The 19,941-nt window shown below is 68.7% G+C and carries 20 protein-coding genes; 9 read left to right on the plus strand and 11 right to left on the minus strand.

The window, feature by feature from the left end; translation table 11 throughout:
- Positions 1-12: 12 nt before the first annotated feature.
- Positions 13-1,872 (minus strand): ABCB family ABC transporter ATP-binding protein/permease, encoded by a 1,860-nt coding sequence (locus AC07NX_RS10745; RefSeq protein WP_494641682.1) that lies wholly within the window; start codon positions 1,870-1,872, stop codon positions 13-15.
- 5 nt (positions 1,873-1,877) lie between these two features.
- Positions 1,878-2,696, minus strand: a complete 819-nt coding sequence (locus tag AC07NX_RS10750; protein WP_494641684.1) for an Ig-like domain-containing protein — start codon at positions 2,694-2,696, stop codon at positions 1,878-1,880.
- A gap of 115 nt (positions 2,697-2,811) precedes the next feature.
- On the opposite strand from AC07NX_RS10750, the gene AC07NX_RS10755 reads away from it, so the two are divergent.
- Together AC07NX_RS10755 and AC07NX_RS10760 are read left to right on the plus strand one after the other, a co-directional pair.
- Positions 2,812-3,441, plus strand: coding sequence for an LOG family protein (locus AC07NX_RS10755; protein WP_494641686.1), 630 nt, complete (start codon positions 2,812-2,814; stop codon positions 3,439-3,441).
- A gap of 72 nt (positions 3,442-3,513) precedes the next feature.
- Positions 3,514-3,828, plus strand: a complete 315-nt coding sequence (locus AC07NX_RS10760) for a DUF8200 family protein (protein ID WP_494641688.1) — start codon at positions 3,514-3,516, stop codon at positions 3,826-3,828.
- Positions 3,829-3,893: 65 nt separating this feature from the next.
- Here AC07NX_RS10760 and AC07NX_RS10765 read toward each other — a convergent pair whose 3' ends face one another.
- The 5 genes from AC07NX_RS10765 to AC07NX_RS10785 form a co-directional block, all read right to left on the minus strand.
- Positions 3,894-4,016, minus strand: coding sequence for a hypothetical protein (locus AC07NX_RS10765; RefSeq protein ID WP_494641690.1), 123 nt, complete (start codon positions 4,014-4,016; stop codon positions 3,894-3,896).
- Between the two features lie 282 nt (positions 4,017-4,298).
- Entirely contained in the window at positions 4,299-5,456 is a 1,158-nt protein-coding gene (locus tag AC07NX_RS10770) for an acyl-CoA dehydrogenase family protein (RefSeq protein ID WP_494641692.1), read from the minus strand.
- Positions 5,457-5,666: 210 nt separating this feature from the next.
- Positions 5,667-6,881: an acyl-CoA dehydrogenase family protein gene (locus AC07NX_RS10775; protein ID WP_494641694.1), complete on the minus strand. Its 1,215-nt coding sequence runs from the start codon at positions 6,879-6,881 to the stop codon at positions 5,667-5,669.
- 134 nt (positions 6,882-7,015) lie between these two features.
- Positions 7,016-7,909, minus strand: coding sequence for a nicotinate-nucleotide--dimethylbenzimidazole phosphoribosyltransferase (locus tag AC07NX_RS10780; protein ID WP_494641696.1), 894 nt, complete (start codon positions 7,907-7,909; stop codon positions 7,016-7,018).
- Positions 7,910-7,971: 62 nt separating this feature from the next.
- Positions 7,972-8,340 carry a hypothetical protein gene (locus AC07NX_RS10785; protein WP_494641698.1) on the minus strand — a complete coding sequence of 123 codons (369 nt, stop codon included), beginning with the start codon at positions 8,338-8,340 and terminating at the stop codon, positions 7,972-7,974.
- Between the two features lie 111 nt (positions 8,341-8,451).
- Between AC07NX_RS10785 and AC07NX_RS10790 the strand changes: the two genes are divergently transcribed.
- Positions 8,452-8,691: a DUF1289 domain-containing protein gene (locus AC07NX_RS10790; RefSeq protein WP_494641700.1), complete on the plus strand. Its 240-nt coding sequence runs from the start codon at positions 8,452-8,454 to the stop codon at positions 8,689-8,691.
- 7 nt (positions 8,692-8,698) lie between these two features.
- Here AC07NX_RS10790 and AC07NX_RS10795 read toward each other — a convergent pair whose 3' ends face one another.
- On the minus strand, positions 8,699-9,055 hold the full coding sequence (locus tag AC07NX_RS10795) for a hypothetical protein (RefSeq protein WP_494641701.1): 357 nt from the start codon (positions 9,053-9,055) through the stop codon (positions 8,699-8,701).
- 276 nt (positions 9,056-9,331) lie between these two features.
- On the opposite strand from AC07NX_RS10795, the gene AC07NX_RS10800 reads away from it, so the two are divergent.
- A complete protein-coding gene (locus AC07NX_RS10800; RefSeq protein ID WP_494641703.1) occupies positions 9,332-9,832 on the plus strand; it encodes a TIGR02281 family clan AA aspartic protease in 501 nt (166 codons plus the stop codon).
- 7 nt (positions 9,833-9,839) lie between these two features.
- Here the strand turns inward: AC07NX_RS10800 and AC07NX_RS10805 are convergent, their stop codons facing one another.
- The 3 genes from AC07NX_RS10805 to AC07NX_RS10815 form a co-directional block, all read right to left on the minus strand.
- The gene (locus AC07NX_RS10805; protein WP_494641704.1) at positions 9,840-10,505 is read right to left on the minus strand and encodes a hypothetical protein; all 666 of its coding nucleotides are present in this window, start codon (positions 10,503-10,505) and stop codon (positions 9,840-9,842) included.
- A 76-nt stretch (positions 10,506-10,581) separates the two neighbouring features.
- Positions 10,582-11,586: a tRNA dihydrouridine(20/20a) synthase DusA gene (gene dusA / locus AC07NX_RS10810; protein WP_494641706.1), complete on the minus strand. Its 1,005-nt coding sequence runs from the start codon at positions 11,584-11,586 to the stop codon at positions 10,582-10,584.
- A gap of 162 nt (positions 11,587-11,748) precedes the next feature.
- Complete coding sequence (locus AC07NX_RS10815; RefSeq protein ID WP_494641707.1) at positions 11,749-12,495, minus strand: FadR/GntR family transcriptional regulator; 747 nt, start codon at positions 12,493-12,495, stop codon at positions 11,749-11,751.
- Between the two features lie 194 nt (positions 12,496-12,689).
- Between AC07NX_RS10815 and AC07NX_RS10820 the strand changes: the two genes are divergently transcribed.
- The 5 genes from AC07NX_RS10820 to AC07NX_RS10840 all read left to right on the plus strand — a co-directional run bounded on the left by AC07NX_RS10820 (position 12,690) and on the right by AC07NX_RS10840 (position 19,774).
- Positions 12,690-13,847, plus strand: coding sequence for a mandelate racemase/muconate lactonizing enzyme family protein (locus AC07NX_RS10820; protein ID WP_494641709.1), 1,158 nt, complete (start codon positions 12,690-12,692; stop codon positions 13,845-13,847).
- A 24-nt stretch (positions 13,848-13,871) separates the two neighbouring features.
- A complete protein-coding gene (locus tag AC07NX_RS10825) occupies positions 13,872-14,822 on the plus strand; it encodes an aldo/keto reductase (RefSeq protein ID WP_494641711.1) in 951 nt (316 codons plus the stop codon).
- Positions 14,819-15,688 carry an amidohydrolase family protein gene (locus AC07NX_RS10830; protein ID WP_494641713.1) on the plus strand — a complete coding sequence of 290 codons (870 nt, stop codon included), beginning with the start codon at positions 14,819-14,821 and terminating at the stop codon, positions 15,686-15,688. Before AC07NX_RS10825 ends, AC07NX_RS10830 begins: the two co-directional genes overlap by 4 nt.
- The gene (locus tag AC07NX_RS10835) at positions 15,685-16,944 is read left to right on the plus strand and encodes an MFS transporter (protein ID WP_494641715.1); all 1,260 of its coding nucleotides are present in this window, start codon (positions 15,685-15,687) and stop codon (positions 16,942-16,944) included. The genes AC07NX_RS10830 and AC07NX_RS10835 overlap by 4 nt, the downstream gene beginning before the upstream one ends.
- 112 nt (positions 16,945-17,056) lie before the next feature.
- Positions 17,057-19,774 (plus strand): TonB-dependent receptor, encoded by a 2,718-nt coding sequence (locus AC07NX_RS10840; RefSeq protein ID WP_494641717.1) that lies wholly within the window; start codon positions 17,057-17,059, stop codon positions 19,772-19,774.
- Positions 19,775-19,941 lie beyond the last annotated feature (167 nt).

The raw sequence follows: 19,941 nt of genomic DNA on the forward strand, positions 1-19,941 counted from the left end.
GGTTTTTGGATATCAATCGACGACCGCCCCCGCCTCCACAGGTTTCTCCCGAGTCTGCCGCCGCCACAACGCCGCGTATTCGCCGCCGGCCTCCAAAAGCGCCGCGTGGGCGCCGCGCTCCACAACCTTTCCACGGCGCAGAACGATGATCTCGTCGGCGTCGGCGATGGTCGACAGGCGGTGGGCCACGACCAGGGTCGTGCGCCCGGCCCGCGCCTTGCGCAGGGTGGCCTGGATGGCGGCTTCGGTGCGGCTGTCCAGGGCGCTGGTCGCCTCGTCCAGGATCAGCACGCGGGGGTCGGCCAGCAGGGCCCGGGCGATGCCCACCCGCTGGCGCTCGCCGCCCGACAGCTTCAGCCCGCGCTCGCCGACCTTGGTGGCCATGCCCTCGGGCAGGCCCCGGATGAACTCGCCCAGCTCGGCCGCCTCGGCCGCCGCCCAGACGTCGGCTTCGGACGCCTCGGGCCGAGCGAAGGCGATGTTGGCCATCAGGCTGTCGTTGAACAGCGCCACGTCCTGGGGCACCAGGGCCACGGCCCGGCGCAGGGAGCCTTGCTTCAACGCCTTCAGGTCGTGGCCGTCCAGGGTGACCCGGCCGGCCTGCGGGTCGATCATCCGCAGGGCCAGGCGCACCAGGGTGGTCTTGCCCGCGCCGGAGGGACCGACGATGGCCACGGTGGTTCCCGGCCGAGCCGCGAAGGTCACGTCCTGCAGGCCCTCCGACCGCGCGCCATGGCGGAACGACACGCCTTCGAAGGCCACCGCCCCGCCCCGCCGGTCGGCCGGCGGCGGCAGGTCGATGGCGTCGACCGCGTCGGCCACGTCAGGCCGGGCCCGGCGCAGGTCCAGCATCGCCTCCATGTCGATGAACGACTGGCGGATCTCGCGATAGGCGAAGCCCAGGATGTTCAGCGGTCCGTACAGGTTGACCAGGATCAGCACGGCGGCGGTGACGTCGCCGGGCCCGATCCGCCCCGCCGCCGCCTCGCCGCCCGCCAGGATCGCCATCACGCCCAGGCCCAGGCTCATCACCGCCGACTGCACGCTGTTGAGCAGGGTCAGGGAGTTGGTGGCCTTGATATTGGCCGCGCCGTAGGCCGTCAGGGCCGCGTCGTAGCCGCCGACCGCCCGGTCCTCGGCCCCGAAGGCCTTGACCGTCTCGTAGTTCAGCAGGGCGTCGACGGCCCGGCCGGCGGCCTCGGCGTCGGCCTCGTTCATCACCCGCCGGTGGCCGATCCGCCAGTCGGAAATGGCGAAGGTGACCACGCCGTAGATCACGACGGTGACCACCGCCGTCAGGGCGAACCGCCAGTCATAGGCCTTGGCCAGCACGATGGCGGCCATGATCAGCTCGACCGCCGTCGGCGCGATGTTGAACACCAGGCCGCGCAGCAGGAAATCCATCGACCGCGCGCCGCGGTCGATCACCCGCGACAGCGAGCCGGTGCGCTTGGTCTGGTGGAAGTCGATCGACAGCGACAGGGCGTGGGCGAAGGTCTCGACGGCCGCGCGGGTCTGGGCCGCCTGGGCCACCGGCGTGAACACCGCGTCGCGCGCCTGGGGCGCGACGGCGGCGATGAAGCGGATCAGGGCCCAGCCCCCGGCAAGGGCGGCGAAGGTCAGGCCGACCTGCACCGCCGCGCCCTGTCCGGCGCTCAGCGCATTGACCGCCTTGCCCAGCAGCAGGGGCGCGACGACGCCCAGGAACTTGCCGACGAAGGTGAAGACCAGGGCCAGGGTCACGCGCCAGCGCAGGCCGGGCGCCTTGGAGCGCATCACCAGGCTGAACAGGTCGGCCAAGGCCTTCCAGCCGTTGGGCTTGATCTCCGCGGGCGCGACCGCGCCGGCCACGGGTCCGGATCGCGACGCCATGCCCCTCACCGGGCGGCGCCCAGCAGCTGGGTGCTCTGCACGCCGCCGCCCGGGGTCATCCAGTCGACGCGCCAACCCACGGCCGTCAGCGTCGAGGACGCCGGCCCGCCGGTGGGCGGCATGGGCGGGCGGACATCGACGACCACCTGTTGCTCGCCGCCCTCGCCCGCCACCTGGATCGTGTGGGCGCCGGCCGCCAGCGGCTGGTCGAGCGAGATCGAGAAGCGGCCGACCTCGTCGACCTTGCCTTCGCCGCGCGTGACGCGGTCGACGCGCACGCCCAGGCCCGCGCCCGGCGCGCCGACGCCGGAGACCATGGCCCCGCCGCTCCGGTCGTAGTCGATCGCCAGGACGCGAGGCGACAGCGAACTCTGGCCCATCACCTCGGCCCCCGCCCCGGCGCGCAGCAGCACCGCCGCGCCGCTGGGCGCGACCATCAGATAACCCTGGGCCTGCACGGTTCGCCCATCCATCGTCATGGACAGGCCGTAGAGCCTCGGCTCGGCGGCCAGCGGCGCCACCAGCCGCCAGGCGCCCGCCGCGTCGGCCTTGCCCACCAACGCTTCGCCGGTCGGCGCCCCCAGCCTGACGCTGGCCAGGGGTTCGGCCCGCCCCGACAGCGCCACGGCGTCGCCCTGACGGACCGCCGACACCACGCTGGGTGGTTTCAGATAGCTGTCCAGCACCGAAACCTGCTCGGTCTTGGCCGCCGTCGGATCGTGGCGCCAGCCCTTGTCCTCGCGGCCGCACGCGCCCAGCGCCAGCAAGGCCAGCGCCGCGACGGCGCAGGTCGACTTGAAACCGATCTCGCGAATCCTGATCATGGCGTATCCAACGGCCGACGACGCCCCGACGGCCCGTTTCTTGGCTGTTCACGTGCGGCGCGCCGCCCTTGGGTACAAGGACCGGCGCGCTGATTATTTTCTGGAGTGGACGACGATGCCCGACCTGTCCAGCGGCCAGGCCGCCGCCGTGGAGGCCGCCAAGGCCGTCTGCGTCTATTGCGGCTCGTCGAACACGGCCGACCCGGCCTTCCTGGAAGCCGCGTTCGAGATCGGCGGCGATTTCGCCAGGGCCGGGCTGAAGCTGGTCTATGGCGGCGGCGGCGTGGGGCTGATGGGCGCCACGGCGCGAGGGGCCCATGCGGCCGGCGGCCGGGTCCTGGGCGTCATCCCCGAGTTCCTGCGCGGCCGCGAGCAGCCGTTCGACGACGTCGAGACGGTGATCGTCACCTCGATGCACGAGCGCAAGATGATGATGTTCGAGCGGTCGGACGCCTTCGTCGTGCTGCCCGGCGGCATCGGCACCCTGGAGGAGATCATCGAGCTGCTGTCCTGGCGACGCCTGGACCTGCATCGCAAGCCGATCGTCTTCCACAATCCGGGCGGTTTCTGGGATCCGCTGTTCGCCCTGCTGCGGCACACCATCGACCAGGGCCTGACCCCGCCTTCCCTGGCCGACTGCTGGCGGGTGGCGGACAAGGCCGGCGACATAACGCCGGCCGTGCTGGCGTGGCTGGCGGAAACCGGGCAAGAAGAAGCGGCGTCAAACGTTCGTTTGTTGACTTAGTTGCGAAACGCAACCAATTGTATTCCCAGCCGACCTCCCAGTGTCGGCCTTAGGGGATAACAGGAAACAAGCATGCGTATCTTCATGACCGCGCTCGTCGCGGCCTCCGCCCTGTCCACGCTTGGTATGGCGACCAGCGCCTTCGCCGCCGAGGGCGCGGTCCTCAAGCTGAAGGCCCCCAGCAAGGCGCCTTCCCTGATCCAGGACGGCGCCATGTGGCGCTGCAACGGCGACGTCTGCGCCGCCCCCCAGGTCAAGTCGCTGCCGATCGGCCGCGCCTGCCGCAAGGTCGCCGCCGAACTCGGCGCGGTCGTCAGCTTCAACTATCGCGGCGCGGACCTGGACGCCGCGGGCCTGGCCGACTGCAATACGGCCGCCAAGCCTTAAGCCTGCTGGGCTTTTCCAGACCGCGAACAGAGGGCGGACCGCCAGGCGGTCCGCCTTTTTTCCGCCTACTTCCGGCCGGAGGGCTTGGGTTCGGTGACCGGCGGCTTCGGCGCTTGCCGTCCCCCCACCAGCATCCCGCCCATCAGGGCGAAGGACAGCATGGCGTGGTTCATCTTCGATACGTTCATTGGCGGCGCCTCCCAGACTTGCTTGAACAGACAGGCCGTTGGACCAGGAGACGCGCGCGGCTTACAGGGGTTCCCACCCTCCTAGTCGTCAGCGCGTCGAAGCAAAGCATGCGCCGACGCGGCCAGGACGCAAGACAGATCATCCGAACCCTGACGAAATCCGCACACGGATGATCTGATTTCTCCTTTTCGCGCAGGGCCTTGCGCTACAAGGAAAAAGCCGCCCGCGACAGCCTGTCGCGGGCGGCTTGACGATCAATCAAGGGTTGTCCGTAGACTGTATCAGGCCGCCTTGTCGCCGGCCGGCCCGAACGACAGCGATTCGTAGCGCTTCAGGTGGTGATCGACCGAGCCGAACAGGCCCTCGATGATCGAGGCGCGCTTGAAATAGTGGCCGATCGCCAGCTCGTCGGTCATGCCCATGCCGCCGTGGATCTGGATGGCGTTCTGGCCCACGAACTTGCAGGCGCGGCCGATGCGGACCTTGGCGGCCGAGACGGCCTTGGCGCGCTCGTCGTTGCCCTCGTCCAGCTTGATCGTGGCCATGTAGGTCATCGACACGGCCTGCTCGACCTCGATGAACATATCGACCATCCTGTGCTGCAGCACCTGGAAATTGCTGATGGCCGTGCCGAACTGCTTGCGCTGCTTGGCATAGTCCAGCGTGCCCTCGTGCAGCTTGCGCAGCACGCCCACGGCCTCGGCGCCGACGGCGGCGGTGGCCTCGTCGATCACCTTGTCGACCAGGGGCAGGCCGCCGCCCTCCTCGCCGACCAGGGCGTCGGCGGGGATCGAGACGTTCTCGAAATAGACCTCCGAGGCGCGGCCGCCGTCCACCGTGGGATAGTCGCGGGTGACGATCCCCGGCAGGCTCTTGTCGACCAAGAACACCGAGACGCCGCCGGCGTCGCGCTGGGCGCCGCCGGTGCGGGCGGTGACCACCAGGTGGGTGGCGAACGGCGCGCCGACCACCACGGCCTTGTGACCGTTGAGGACATAGCCGGAACCGTCCTTCCTGGCCGTGGTCTTCAGGTCCCGCCAGGTGTAGCGGCTTTGCGGTTCGGCATAGGCGAAGGCGATGGTGGTCGTGCCCGCGACGATGCCCTCGATCACCGACGCCGCGCCGGCGTAGCCCGAGTGCTTCATGAAGCCGCCGCCGATCACCACCGTGCCCAGATAGGGCTCGATCACCAGCGCCTTGCCGAACTCCTCCATGATGATCATGTTGTCGATCGCGCCGCCGCCCAGGCCGCCCAGGTCTTCGCTGAACGAAGCCCCCAGGATGCCCAGTTCCTCGGCGAAAGCCTTCCAGTAGTCGGCGCGCCAGCCGCTTTCGGACGCCACGATCTTGCGGCGGGTCTCGAAGTCGTACTTGTCCTGCAGGAAGCTCGCGACCGTGTCGCGGACCATCGACTGCTCTTCGGTGAAGTTGAAGTCCATTCCTGGGTCTCCGGATTTTGTTCTTCGGCGTCCTGGCCGCTTGCTTGTCTTGTGTCCTTCTCCCCTTGCGGGAGAAGGTGGCGTCCGAAGGACGTCGGATGAGGGGTCGCGCCGGCGTGTCGGCCCAGGCGCAGCGCGGCTGATCGCGCCTTCAACCCCTCATCCGTCGCTTCGCGACACCTTCTCCCGCAAGGGGAGAAGGAAGAGCCATCAAAGTCCCAGCACCATCTTGGCGATGATGTTGCGCTGGATCTCGTTGGAGCCGCCGTAGATCGAGGTCTTGCGGACGTTGAAATAGGTCGGCGCCGCGCGGTGGGCCCAGTCGGGGCCGATCGGGTGGGCGTTGTCGCCGTCGTCCGGGAAGCCGCGGAAGTATGGCGCCCCATAGTGGCCGGCGGCTTCCAGCACCAGTTCGGTGATCCGCTGCTGGATCTCGGTGCCCTTGATCTTCAGGAGCGAGGATTCCGGACCGGGGCCCTTTCCCGCGGCCTCGCCGGCCAGGGTGCGCAGCTCGGTATATTCCAGCGCCGTCAGGTCGATCTCCAGGTCGGCCACCTTGCGCTTGAAGGCCGGATCGGCCAGCAGCGGCTGGCCGTCGTCGCCCAGCTCGGTCGCGGCGATCTGGCGGATGCGCTCGATGCCGCGCTTGGAGCGCGCCACGCCCGCGATGCCCGAGCGTTCATGGGCCAGCAGGAACTTGGCGCAGGTCCAGCCCTTGTTTTCCTCGTAGATGCGGTTCTCGACCGGCACCTTGACGTTCTCGAGCCAGACCTCGTTGACCTCGTGCTCGCCGCCCAGGGTGATGATCGGACGCACGGTCACGCCCGGCGACTTCATGTCGATCAGCAGGAACGAGATACCTTCCTGGATCTTGGCGTTGGGGTCGGTGCGGACCAGGCAGAAGATCCAGTCGCCGTGCTGGGCCAGGGTGGTCCAGGTCTTCTGGCCGTTGACCAGGTAGTATTCCTTGCCGTCGTCGCCGGTGAAGCGCTCGGCCTTGGTCTTCAGGCTGGCGAGGTCCGACCCCGCGCCCGGCTCCGAATAGCCCTGGGCCCACCAGATATCGCCCGACAGGGTCGGCGGCAGGAAGCGCTCCTTCTGCTCGGGCGTGGCGAAGGTGTAGATCACCGGTCCGACCATGTTGATGCCGAACGGCAGGATCGGCACGCAATCGGCGCGGGCGGTCTCTTCCGACCAGATGTAGCGCTGGACGGAGGTCCAACCGGGACCGCCGTACTTCTCGGGCCAGGCCGGCGCCACCCAGCCCTTCTTGGCCAGGATGCGGTGCCAGGACAGGAAATCGTGCTTGGCCATCTCCTCGCCCTCCTCCTGCTTCTCGCGCAGGCCGGCGGGATAGTTCTCGGCGATGAAGGCGCGGACCTCGTCGCGGAACGCGACGTCTTCGGGCGAGAAATCGAGGTTCATGGCGGACTCCCGGAAACCGGCCCTCTGCGGGGCCGTCTTTGGCTTTCGGGAGTCACCTTAGAGTTCGAACGGGCGTTTGGAAAGATGACCTTAGCGTCAACGTAAACAATGTTCAGGCGACGCCGGGCCGGACCCTATCGCACCTCGCAGGCCAGCCGGACCAGGGCCAGGGCGGTGACCCCGCCGACGCCCTCCTCCTCGGCGAGGTCCAGGGCGACCAGCGGCCGCTTGCCCAGGGCCCGCAGCAGGCGGGCGTGGCCCTTGGCGGTCCCGACGTGGCCGGCCTGGCAATGGGCGATCAGCGCCGGATCGATCACCTGCAGCACGGCGGCGGCGGCGGCCGACGCATAGCCGTCCAGCAGGACGGGGATCTTCTGGACGCGGGCTGCGAGGATCGCCCCGACCAGGGCGGCGGTCTCACGGCCGCCCAACTGGCGCAGGGCCTGCAGCGGATCGGACAGGTCGTCCTCACCCGCGGCCCGGGCCACGGCGGCGGCGATCGGCTCGGGCGCGTCGCTCCAGTCCGAGGCCTCGCCGCCAAACAGCGCCAGGGCGATGGCCCCGGCGGCGCGGTCGGTCTCGGCGGCGATCACGCCGGGGATCAGCAGATCGGGCTGCTTGGCCAAGGCTTCCATGCCAAAGGCCATGGTCGCGGCGCATTCCTTCTCGCTCATCGACGCCTTGGCGACGGCGTCCGGCGTCGGACGGTCGATGGCCAGGTCGAAGGCCTCCAGCCCCGCGCCCTGCACACCGGCGATGCGGCAGACATTGGCCCCGCCGGCGGCCACCGCCTCCAGGCGCTCGCGGGCGTAGCCGCGCGGCCCCACGCCCTGGCGCGCGCCGGCATAGAGGGCCACGACCGGACGCAGCACCGCCGGCGGCGTCTTGCCGGTCCAGGCGGTCAGCCAGGCCGAGAGCTCCGCCAGACGATCCCCGCCCTCGAAGGCCGGGATCGGAGCAGCGGGCGCGTCGGCGGCCAGCTTGCGGATGTCGTCGAAGGGCGAGGCGGCGGGTGAGGAAGCGGTCATGAGGCGCGGGCTTAAGCCAGCCCGCGCCCGATGCAAAGTCCGGTTCGATCCGATCGGCGCCGTCAGGCCCCGGCCGGCGCTGCTACCGAAGCGGTCGACGAGGCCTGGACCAGCGCCTTGCAGGCGCCGTCGCGCTCGGCGATCAGCGACGCCTTGAGACCGTCCTTGGCCTTGCCAGCCTGGGACTTGGCGGCCCGTTCGGCGGCGTCAGCGCGGTCCTGGACCAGCGGATCGCGGCTTCGGCCCTGCGTCTTCACGAACGCCTGCAGCGCGCTCGCATCCGAGACGCCCAGGTTGGCGGCCTTGGCCAGGCCAAGGCAGCGCGCGGCCCGCACGAGTTCGCTATCGCTGATACGATCGGCGGCGAAGGCCGGGGCGGTGGTCGCCGAGGCGGCGAGCGCGGCGGCGATGGTGAGACCAAGAATACGCATGATGGCTCCTTTTGACGGGGAAGTACGGGAGAGAATGACGGACGCTATCGACACACGGCCGGCGCCGGCGCCGCCCTTGCGCGGCCCGCCGGGAACGGCGACATACGGGGCATGAGCTCGACGCCCCTCGACACGCTGAAGTCGGCGCCCCGTCCTCCGCGCCCGATCGCGACGCCGTGCGTGAAGGTCTGCGCCGTGGACGGGCGGAGCGGCTTTTGCCTGGGTTGCCGGCGAACCCTTCCGGAGATCGCCGGCTGGGCCCGCCTGAGCGACGAAGAGCGGGCGGCGATCATGAACGACCTGCCCCACCGCCCCGACCCGATGGCCAACCTTACGATCGGCCAGGACTAGACGGTCCCTAGTTCGCGGTGTTCATGGCCGCGCCGGTCGCCGCGCCGCCCAGCCAGGCCGAACAGACGCCGGAGCGTTCGGCGAGCAGCTTTTCCTTCTTGGCGCCGTCGGCCTTGTCGCCTTCCTTCTGCGCGCCCGAGATCTTGTTGTTCGCCGACACGCGGACCGGCAGTTCGCGGCTGCCGGTTTCCTGCTTGAGGAACGCGTCGATGCCGGCGGTGTCGAGCTTGCCCAGGCCCTCCGAAGCGGCCAGGCCACGGCAGCGGGCGGCTTGCAGGAACTGGGTGTTGCTGATTTCGGCGGCCTGAGCCGCTCCGGCCACGCCGGAAAGCGCGACGGCGGCGGCGATGATGGTCTTCTTCATGGCGTTGTTCCCTCAACAAGCACTGAGTTGGTGAACAACTATATGCCGCCGAGACATGCCGATCCGAAGTTAAATCGAAGTCATGTTGCACATTACTTGAATGTAATGTTAGATATCACAAGTATTACAGCTTTTTAATTTTCCAGTCAATCGACACTCTGTTAACTTTACTGAACCGTAAAGACCGCGATTCATCGGTTGAAAACCCATTCGCGGCTACTCTCCCCGCAACGGCCGTAGAAACGGCCAGCAAGCCTGTATGGCGGGGTGACTTCGATGTTCAAGTTCGCGGCCATCGCGATCGTAGGCGCGCTCTCGGCGGTCGGGGCGGCGAAGGCTGTCGTGTCGCTGGACGACCTGCGCCAGCCGGACCTGCGCGGCCCCGCCCCCGCCGTGGCCGCCGCCGATGACGGCGCCGCCCAGATCGTCAAGGCGGCCGACGGCCACTTCTGGGCCGAGGCCAAGGTCGACGGCCGCGCCGTGCGCTTCCTGATCGACACCGGGGCCACCGCCGTCGCCCTCAGCCAGACCGACGCCAAGCGGCTAGGCATCGACACCAAGGCGCTGGACTACAGCTACAAGGTCATGACCGCCTCGGGTGAAACCCGCGCCGCCTCGGTCAAGCTGGCCAGCGTTTCGGTGGCCGGCGCCCAGGTACGCGACGTCGAAGCGCTGGTCGTCGAAAAGGGCCTGGAGACCTCGCTGCTGGGCATGAGCTATCTGGGCCGGCTGTCCAGCTTCCAGGCCACGCCCCGCGCCCTGGTCCTGCGATCCTGAGCCAGGATCAGAACCGGTAGTTCAAGCCGACCTGGACGATCGGAAAGTACTTGAAGCCCTTGGCGTCGTCGCGGACGTCCTCCTCCTCTCGCTGAAGTTCGGCCTGGAAGGTGGGATCGCCGGCCAAGGCGCCGTCGGTCGCGGTCAGATCGACCTTGGGCTTGTCGCTGAACGACACGCCGCCCAGCACCCGAAAGCCCCAGCGGCTGTTGCGAGTGAAGGTGTTGTCCCAGCCCAGCCCCAGGAACGGCTGGGTTTTCGACATCTCGACATCGCCGCGGATCGTGCCGATCTGCTCGGGCGTGAACGTCAGGTCGCCGATCCGGGTCGGTCCCGTCGGCCGGCCGTCCAGCCTGGCCTTGCGCTCGCCGAAGTAGCTGCCGCCCGACAGGAAGAAGCCGCCGCCGCCGGGGTGCCAATCGACGAAGGCGCCCGCCGTGCCGGTCTTCAGTTTCGCCGAATAGTCGACGCCGCTGTAGGTGTGGTCGTAGTCGAAGTTCATCCAGTCGCCGCCACCCCGAACGACGAAATGGTCGCTGAGCTTGTACTGCAGTTCGACGCCCAGGCCGGGCGTACCGATATTGGCGCCGACGGCCAGGCGACCGTCCTGAGCTCGCGCCAGGGACGGGGCGGTCGCCGCGAGAAGTACAACGACAAGGATAGGGCGTAACATTTCGCGACCTCGCATCAGGGCTTCACCCCGACTTCAAGGTTCGTAACCCTGTGTTCGCTTCACTTGTTCCCAGGGCTCAGCTGGCGAGGGCGTCCAGCGTCCGGGCTTCGCGCGCGTCGACCGCCTGGCGTACTGCGCCCAGAGCGTGGTCGACCACGTCCAGCCCCGCCCCCGCCTTCACGCCGTCGACGGTCAGAATCCGACGCCAGGCGCGCGCGCCGGGCAGGCCGTGGAACAGGCCCAGCATATGACGGCTCATCGCCGCCAGGTGCACGCCCGCCGCCAGCTGGGCGGCCATGTAGGGTTTGTAGAGTTCGACCGCCTCGAACGCGTCGACGTCGGCGACGTCCTCGCCGAACACCCGACGATCGACCTGCCCCAGCAGACCCGGCTCATGGTAGGCGGCCCGCCCCAACATCGCCCCGTCCACGTGCTCCAGTTGGGCCAGGGCCACGTCGAGATCCGGGATCCCGCCATTGATCACGATGGCTAGGTCGGGGCGTTCGCGCTTCAACCGGTGGACCAGCGGGTAGTCCAGCGGCGGCACGTCGCGGTTTTCCTTCGGCGACAGCCCCTTCAGCCAGGCCTTGCGCGCATGGACCACGAAGGTGGTGACGCCGGCCTGGGCCGACAGGTCGACCAGCTCGAACAGGCTCTCTTCCGGGTCCTGGTCGTCGACGCCGATCCGGCACTTGACGGTGACGGGCACGGACACCGCCGCCGCCATCGCCGCCATGCAGTCGGCCACCAGCCGGGGCTCGCGCATCAGGCAGGCCCCAAACCGGCCGCTCTGCACCCGGTCGGACGGACAGCCGACGTTCAGATTGATCTCGTCATAGCCCCAGTCCTCGCCGATCCTGGCGGCGGCGGCCAGGTCGGCCGGCTCGGATCCGCCCAATTGCAGCGCCACGGGATGCTGGCCGGCGTCGAAGCCCAGCAGCTTCTCGCGGTCGCCGTTCAGCACCGCGCCGCTGGTCACCATCTCGGAATAGAGCAACGCCCGGCGCGACAGCACCCGATGCAGCGACCGGCAGTGACGGTCGCTCCAGTCCATCATCGGCGCAACGGAGAGCTTCGACATAAGGCTTTGACTTAATTCGTGATCTTCACTCGGTCGACCTGGGTCGGCCCGCGATGAATTTCAAGGCGTCAGGAGAATTTCGTGGGCCATAACATGCCCGAAATCCCTTGTGGCCAAAATCCGCCGCGCGCACGGCGCGGCGCGGGCAAGACCAGGGGGCGATCAGGCGCTCTTTCCGTCCGGCTCCGATGGACGGCGCTTGCGCCAGGACGTCTCGATGTGCTCGCGCATCGCGCGGGCGGCACCTTCGGAGTCGCCGGCCACGATGGCCTCGTAGACCCGCTTGTGCGCTTCATGGGTGGCTCGCACGTGGTCGACGTCCAGCCGGCCGCTGTAGCTGTAGGTCTTCACCGCCTTGCCCTGGATGCTGTCGATGATCGCCTTGCTCAGGCGATCGCCGGACATCCGCATGATGATGTCATGGAACAACACGTCCTCGTGGACATAGGCCGCGGGGGTGTCGATCAGCCCCTCGAGCTTCTCGATCTGCCGACCCAGCTGGGCGGCGGCTTCCGGGGTGATGTTGCGAGCCGCCTTGCCGGCCATGCTCGCCTCCAGCGACGCCCGGATTTCCGACAGATTGTCGAGATAGCTCAGCCCGTCCTCGCGCCGGAACAGCGCGCTGAGGATCATCGGGTCCAGCAGGTTCCAGGACGACGGATCCTGGATGATCGTGCCCCGCCCCTGCTGAGACACCACCAGCCCCTTTTCCGTCAGGGCCGTCGTCGCCTCGCGCACCACCGTGCGGCTGACCTCGTACATGTCGCACAGGACGTTTTCCGGCGGCAGGGCCGAGCCGGGCGGATAGACCTCGGTGACGATCGCGCTGACCAGGTCCTCGACCACCGCGACGGCCAGCCTGGGGCGACGCGCGGCCCTCGGGCCCGAGACGTTCGTCGAAGCTGTCATGACCACCGCTTATCTCGCCTCCGGGACGCCCTGTTCGGAAGCCGTATCGTATCACAATACGAGATTCGAGACGTCCTGTGTCCACTCGTGAGCCCGCCCAGCGGCATCCGTCAAGGGTTGCAAAGGTCAAATTCATCATACATATTATATTCTGAAAGCGCCGCGGGCCGCACCGGGCGCGAAGAGACTGGGCCATGAAGATTACCGGCTACCGCAGCCTGACGACGATCCATGATTGGGGGCGGCCCGTGGGGGACGTGAACGGCGTGGTCGAGACCGGCGTCACGGAGACGCCGATCCTGCTGCTCGAGACCGACGGCGGCCTGACCGGGGTCGGCCTGGGCCAGCACGCCGATATCGAACGCGTCTTTCCCGCCGTCGAGGGCGAGGATCCGCGCGCCGTCACCGCCCTGTACGACCGCATGCTGGCCCACGTGTTCAAGAGCGGCCACGCGGGGGCCACCTATGGCGCCATCGCCGCCGTGGACATGGCGCTGTGGGACCTGAAGGCCAAGATGGCGGACGAGCCGCTGTGGCGCACGCTGGGCGCGCGCAGCCGCTTCGTTCCGGGCTACGCCTCGGGCCTGTGCTACGGCCTGGAGGACGACGCGTTCCAGGCGCACTACGCCCTGTGGGCCGAGCGCGGCTTCACCGGCGCCAAGATCAAGGGCGGCCGCGACATCGAACGCGACGTCCGCCGCCTGGCGATGGCGCGCGACATCCTCCGCCGCAACACCGAGCGCCCGGCCCTGATGCTGGACGTCAATGAATGCTGGAGCCGCAAGCAGGCCATACGCCACATCAGCGAGATCGAGGCGCGCATCGACCTGACCTGGGTCGAGGAGCCCCTGCGCCGCTGGGACGCCGAGGGCCACGCCATCGTCAGCCGGGCGGTGAAGGCCGCCGTCGCGACCGGCGAGAACCTGACCGGGCTGGACCAGTTCACGCCGCTGTTCGAAGCCAAGGCCGTCGACATCGTCCAGACCGGCAGCGTCTGGGGCGTCACCCATTTCATCCGCGTCTCGCTGGCGGCCCACGCGCACAACCTGCCGGTCTCGCCGGTCGGCTACGACGCCAACCCCGTCGCCCACGCGGCGGCGGCGGCCCCGAACATGGTGGGCGTCGAGATCCAGGACCTGAACTTCCCGCTCGGCCTTGACGTGGACCAGCAGATCATGGACGGCGGTCTGGTCCTGGGCGACCGGCCCGGCCTGGGAATCGAGGTGGACGAGGCGGCCATCGCCGCCAACCGCCTGGACGGGACATGGTCCAGGCCGGGGGGGCCCCACGTCCGTCCAAGGCAGGCGGGGCTGGGGCTGGTGCCCAACGGCCGCGCCGCGGCCGAACGATAGGCCGTCGCGAGAGGGACCGACGGGATGATCAGCATCAGGCTCGGCGCGGAAGGACCGCGCGTTTCGGCCCTGGCCCTGGGCGGCGCCTCGCTGGGCGGCGTCTACGGCGCGGTCTCCCAGGCCCAGGCGGACTCGGTGGTGGCCACGGCCATGGAAGCGGGCGTCAACCTGATCGACGTGGCGCCCTACTATGGCGGGACGCGGGCCGAGACCGCGCTCGGCTCGGCCCTGCGCGGCGTCCCGCGCGACGACTTCGTGCTGATGACCAAGGTCGGCCGCCAGGGCGACAAGACCTGGGACTTCTCGCGCGAGGCCACCCTGCGCAGCCTGGACGAAAGCCGCGAACGGCTGGGCGTCGACCGGATCGACGTCCTGCAATGCCACGACATCGAATATGGCGACCGCCGGCAACTCCTCGACGAGGCCTTGCCGACGCTGCGCGAGCTCAAGGCCCAGGGCGCGATCGGGCGGATCGGCGTCACCGGCTACGATCTTGAGCTGCTGGAGCAGGTCGCCCTCGCCGAGGCCGTCGACACGGCGATGGCCTATTGCACCTACACCCTGCAGGACCAGCGCCTGGCGCCGGTCGCCCGGCGGCTGGCCGCGCGCGGCGTGGCGGTGTTCAACGCCTCGCCGCTGGGCATGGGCCTGCTCACGGCCAACGGACCGCCGGACTGGCATCCCGCCCATGACCGGGTGCGGGAGGCGGCGATGGCGGCGGCGCGGCGCTGCCGGGCGCTGGGCGCGGACCTGTCGTTCGTCGCCCTGCAGTTCGCCCTGCAGACGGCGAGCGAGGCCGGCGTCGCCTCGACCGTGGTCGGCATGTCGCAGCCCGAGACCCTGAGCCGGAACATCGCCGCCCTGACCACCCCGATCGACCCCGAGATCCTGGCCGCCGCCCAGTCCGCCCTCGCGCCGGTCAAGGATCTCGGCTGGGACCTGCTGCCAGGCCATGGCGGCAAGGCGGGCGCATGATCGACGCGCACCTGCATCTCTGGGATCCCCCGCGGCTCGCCTACGACTGGCTGGCCCACGTTCCCGCCATCGCGGGCCGGCACGGCCCGGAGGACTGGGCGGCGACGGGATCCGGCGTGCGCCAGGCCGTCTTCGTCCAGGCCGATTGCGCGCCCGCCCAGGCGCTGGACGAGGTCGACTGGGTGGCCAGCCTGGAACATCCGGACCTGGAGATCCTCGGCGTCGTCGCCTTCGCGCCGCTCGAGCTGGGCGAGGCGGTCGCGCCGCATCTCGACGCCCTGCGCCAGCGCCCGACTGTGCGCGGCGTGCGGCGCTCGGTTCAGAACGAGCCTGACGACTTCATCACCGACCGCAGGCATCTGGACGGCCTGGCCGCCGCCGCCCGCCGCGGCCTGACGATCGACCTCTGCGCCCGCGACCGCCAACTGCCGCGTCTCATCGACGTGCTGGCCAGGCTGTTCGAGCGCCAGCCCGACGCCCGGGTGGTGCTCGATCACCTGGGCAAGCCCGACATCGCCGCCCACGCCGGCGACATCGACGGCGCCGGCTGGGCCGACAGCCTGCGCGCCCTGGCCGGCTTTCCGAACCTGTCGGCCAAGATTTCCGGCCTGACCACGCAGGACCATTGGCCGGGCGGGCAGGACGACACGCTGCGTCCCTACGTCGACCACGCCCTGGACTGCTTCGGCCCCGGGCGCCTGATGTTCGGCGGCGACTGGCCGGTGGTCGATCTGGCCGGCGGCTACCCCCGTTGGCGCGCGGTCTTCGAAGCGGCGACGGCCGCCCTCCCCTCGCACGACCGGCGCCGGATCGAATCCGGAACCGCGACCGCCTTCTACGCCCTGGCGCCGGAGACGCTTCCATGACGATCGACACCGCCATCCCCGTCGTGACCACGGCCAGCGCCGGGCGCCTGCGCCTGCAGCTGTCGCTGATGGTCAATTTCTTCCTGCTGATGGCGCTCTACAGCGGCGTGCTGGGCGTGCTGCTGCCCAACCAGATCGCCACCCTGAATCCCGGCCAGAAAGCCAACAACCTGGCCCTGATGTTCGCCGTCACCTCGGTGTTCTCGACCCTGACCACGCCGATCGCCGGCGCCCTGTCGGACCGCACCCGGACGCGCTGGGGCCGGCGCTCGCCCTGGATCGCGATCGCCTCGCTGATCGGATCGCTGTGCCTGTTCGGCGTCTCGTGGCAGACCAGCTTCTGGTCGCTGATGGTGCTGTGGGTCATGGCGGCCGTCGCCTACAATTCGATGCAGCCGGCGATGACGACGGTGATCGCCGACCGCTTTCCGCCAGAGACCCGCGGCGGGGTGTCGGGCGTGGTCGGGGCGGGCATGACCGCCGGCCTGACCGCGGGGACCGTGGTCGCCGGCTATCTGGCTGACGCGCGGGTGCTGGCCTACGGCCTGTTCGCCGTGGCGATCGCCGTCTCGTGCCTGGCCTTCGTGCTGATCAATCGCGAGACGTCCAGCGCCGACGCCCCGGCCCGGCCCTTCTCCTGGAAGGCCTTCGCCGCCAGCTTCTGGATCAGCCCCAAGGACCATCCGGACTTCGCCTGGGCCTTCGCCGGACGCTTCACCGTCTATATGGGCTACCAGGCGGTGGCGGCCTATCTGCTCTACATCCTGCGTGACTATGTCGGCCTGTCGGACGCCGGCTCCAACATCACCATCGCCAACCTGGCGATCCTGACCCTGGTCTGCCTGATCGTCTCGTCCCTGGCCTCGGGCTTCCTTTCGGACCGCCTGCAGCGGCGCAAGCCGTTCGTCGTGGCCTCCAGCCTGATCATGGGCGGCGCCATGGTCGCGCCGCTGATCCTGCCGACCATGACCGGCATGTGGATCTACGCCGGCGCGATCGGCGTGGGCTACGGCATGTTCATGTCGATCGACATGGCCCTGATGACCCAGGTGCTGCCCAAGACCGTGGCCGGCGACGAGGGCAAGGACCTGGGCATCCTGACCACGGCGGTCAACATCCCGCAGATCATCAGCCCGGTCATGGCGGCCGTGCTCCTGCACCTGTTCGACAACAACTACGCCGCCATCTTCATCGCCGCGATCCTGTTCGTCTTCAGCTCCGCCTTCCTCGTGGCCCCGATCAAGACGGTGCGTTGAGCCAAAAATTCATAAGATGTATGATGATCATTTGACATACATCTTATCCAGAATTAACGTCGCGATAAGGCCGGTAAACCGGCCACTGGGGTAGAAACGACAGGATCCGAGGATGTCCACCAAGACGACTATGCTGGCCGCCACCGCGCTGGGGCTGATCGGGGCCTGGGCGCTTCCCGCCCGGGCGCAGGACGCGCCGCCCGCCTCCCCGCCGAGCGCCGACGCCGTGGAGGAGGTCGTCGTCACCGGCATCCGCGCCAGCCAGCAGCAATCGATCGACATCAAGCGCCAGGCCGTTGGGGTGGTCGACTCCATCGCCTCGGAAGACCTGGGCAAGCTGCCCGACCAGAACGTCGCCGAGTCGCTGCAGCGCATCGCCGGCGTGACGATCGAGCGCAACCGCGGTGAAGGCCGCTACGTGTCGGTGCGCGGCTTCGGTCCGAAGTTCAACGCCGTGACCGTCAACGGCCGCACCCTGGCCACCGACAACAACGGCCGCGAGTTCTCGTTCGACGTCCTGCCGTCCGAGATCATCGCCGGCGCGGACGTCTACAAGTCGCCGCAGGCCAACATCAACGGCGCCTCGATCGGCGCGACCATCGACGTGCGCACCCTGCGTCCGCTGGAGCAGCGCAAGCCCTTCAGCTTCGCCGGCTCGGTCGGCTCCACCTGGGCCGAGCTGCGCGACACCTACAATCCCGAGGCGTCGGGCGTGGTCAGCTGGCGCAACGAGGCGCGCACCCTGGGGGCGGCCCTGTCGATCTCCTATTCCAAGCAGAAGGTGCGCGACGACGAGTTCACCATCGGCGCGGGCCATGTGCGCCGCTCCAGCACGGACTCCTACTACAATCTGGCCGGCGTCCCCGGCGGCCGCATCGGCCCGGGCGTCGCGCCGTTCAGCAACGTCTCGATGCCCTCGAACCTGTCGCCGTTCTTCTTCGAGCGCGACAAGAAGATGACCGGCCTGAATGGCGTGGTGCAGTACAAGCCGACCGATCGCCTGACGGTCAGCCTGGACGCTCTCTACGCCAAGGCCGACATCATCGAACAGCAAACCGGCCTGGCCTACGACTTCGCCGGCGGCACGCTGGTCGAGCAGGTCGTCCAGGGCGGCGAGGCGGTCTACCAGCGCTACCAGGGCGGCTTCGTCGACCAGATCATCCAGTACGACCACCGCAAGGTCACCACCGACCAGCTGGGCCTGAACGTGAAGTGGCAGGCCACCGACGACCTGACCGTCTCGTTCGACGCTTCGACCTCCAAGGCCGAACGCCGCGGCAAGGAGGACAACGACTTCACCACCATCCGGCGCAAGAACGTCGACACCTGGTTCGACCGCCGCGGCGGCGGCCCGATGTATTCCTACGGCTTCACCAGCCCGACCTATGCCGACGCCGCGACCAACCCCCAGGGCGTGACGGCCCACTACTACATCTGGGGCGGCGGGTCGGACGTCGACGACGAGATCGAGGAATACAAGGTCGACGCCTCGTGGAAGCCGCCGGGCGCCGTCTCGGTCAGCGCGGGCTTCTCGGCCCAGAACCGCACCAAGACCATCACCTCCAACGAGATGCCGTTCGGCGAGCAGTGCGCCTATTGCGACTCCAACCAGGTCCTGCCGACCTCGCTGTTCCAGCCGACCAACCGCAATTTCTTCAATGGCCAGTACGGCGACAAGATCCTCCACGACTGGCTGATCTATGATCCCCGCGCGCTGATCCTGCAGGTCAAGGACTACGCCACGCGCGATGGCAAGGCGTTCAACCAGGCGGTCTACTCGCCGTCGGGCTCGTCCGTGGTCGATGAGAAGGTGCTGCTGGGCTACCTGATGGCCGACATCAGGACGGACCTGGGCTCGATGCCCCTGGCCATCAACCTGGGCGTCCGGATCGAGGACACCGACTACACCTCGTCGGGCGCCTCGCGCACGGTGACCAGCGCCAAGCCGAACGGCGCAGGCCAGAACATCATCACCGTGTCGCCCGTCGTCCCTGTCAGCTTCGACGGCCACTATACCGACATCCTGCCGTCGGTGAACGCCCGCCTGAACCTGACCGACGACCTGATCCTGCGCCTGGCCGCCTCGCGCGTGATGACCCGGCCGACCCTGTCGGACCTGTCGCCGCGCCAAAGCATCCAGACCAACCCGGGCAACGAGACGATCAAGCGCGGCAACCCGGACCTGCAGCCCTTCCGCGCCACCCAGGTCGAGGGCGGGCTGGAATGGTATTTCGACGACCTGTCGCTGCTGTCGTTCGCCGCCTTCTACAAGAACATCGACTCGTTCGTGACCCTGGTCACCACGCCCCAGAAGGTGGACCAGGTGACCTTCCAGGTCACCGTGCCCGACAACGGAGACGGGGCGGTCGTGAAGGGCTTCGAGCTGGGCTACCGCCAGGTGTTCGGCCGCCTGCCCGCGCCGTTTAACGGCCTGGGCGTGCAGACCAGTTTCACCTACGCCGAATCCAACGCCAACTACACCAACACCGTCGCCAACGTGTCGTACGGGCTGGAAGGTTTGTCGAAGTACTCCTACAGCCTGGTGGGCTTCTACGAGAAGGGTCCGATCCAGGCGCGCGTGGCCTACACCTGGCGCGACAAGTTCCTGCAGGTCGCCTCGGGCCGTAACGGCGAGCCGGAATATTTCGACAGCTACGGTCAGTTGGACGTCGGGGCGTCCTACAACCTGACCGACCACTTCACGGTGTTCATCGACGGCCTGAACCTGACCGACGAGGAAGAGTTCATCTACTCGGTCACCCCCGACCGCACCAAGGAGTTCCGCACCACCGGCCGGCGCGTCGCCGGCGGCGTTCGGGTGCGCTTCTAGGTCCTTGCCTCAACGCATTGTCCTCAGGCGAACCGGCGCCCTCTTCGCCTGAATGCTCTGGTCCCCCCTCCGCCGATCTTGGTGGGCCGCGCCATGTTGATCGTGGCGCGGCTTTTCTTTTTGGCCAGGCGCGGACCGCCTTGACGCATTCCTCTCGGGGCACTAGC

It is taken from the genome of Caulobacter sp. GW821-FHT09A05 (assembly GCF_059418465.1).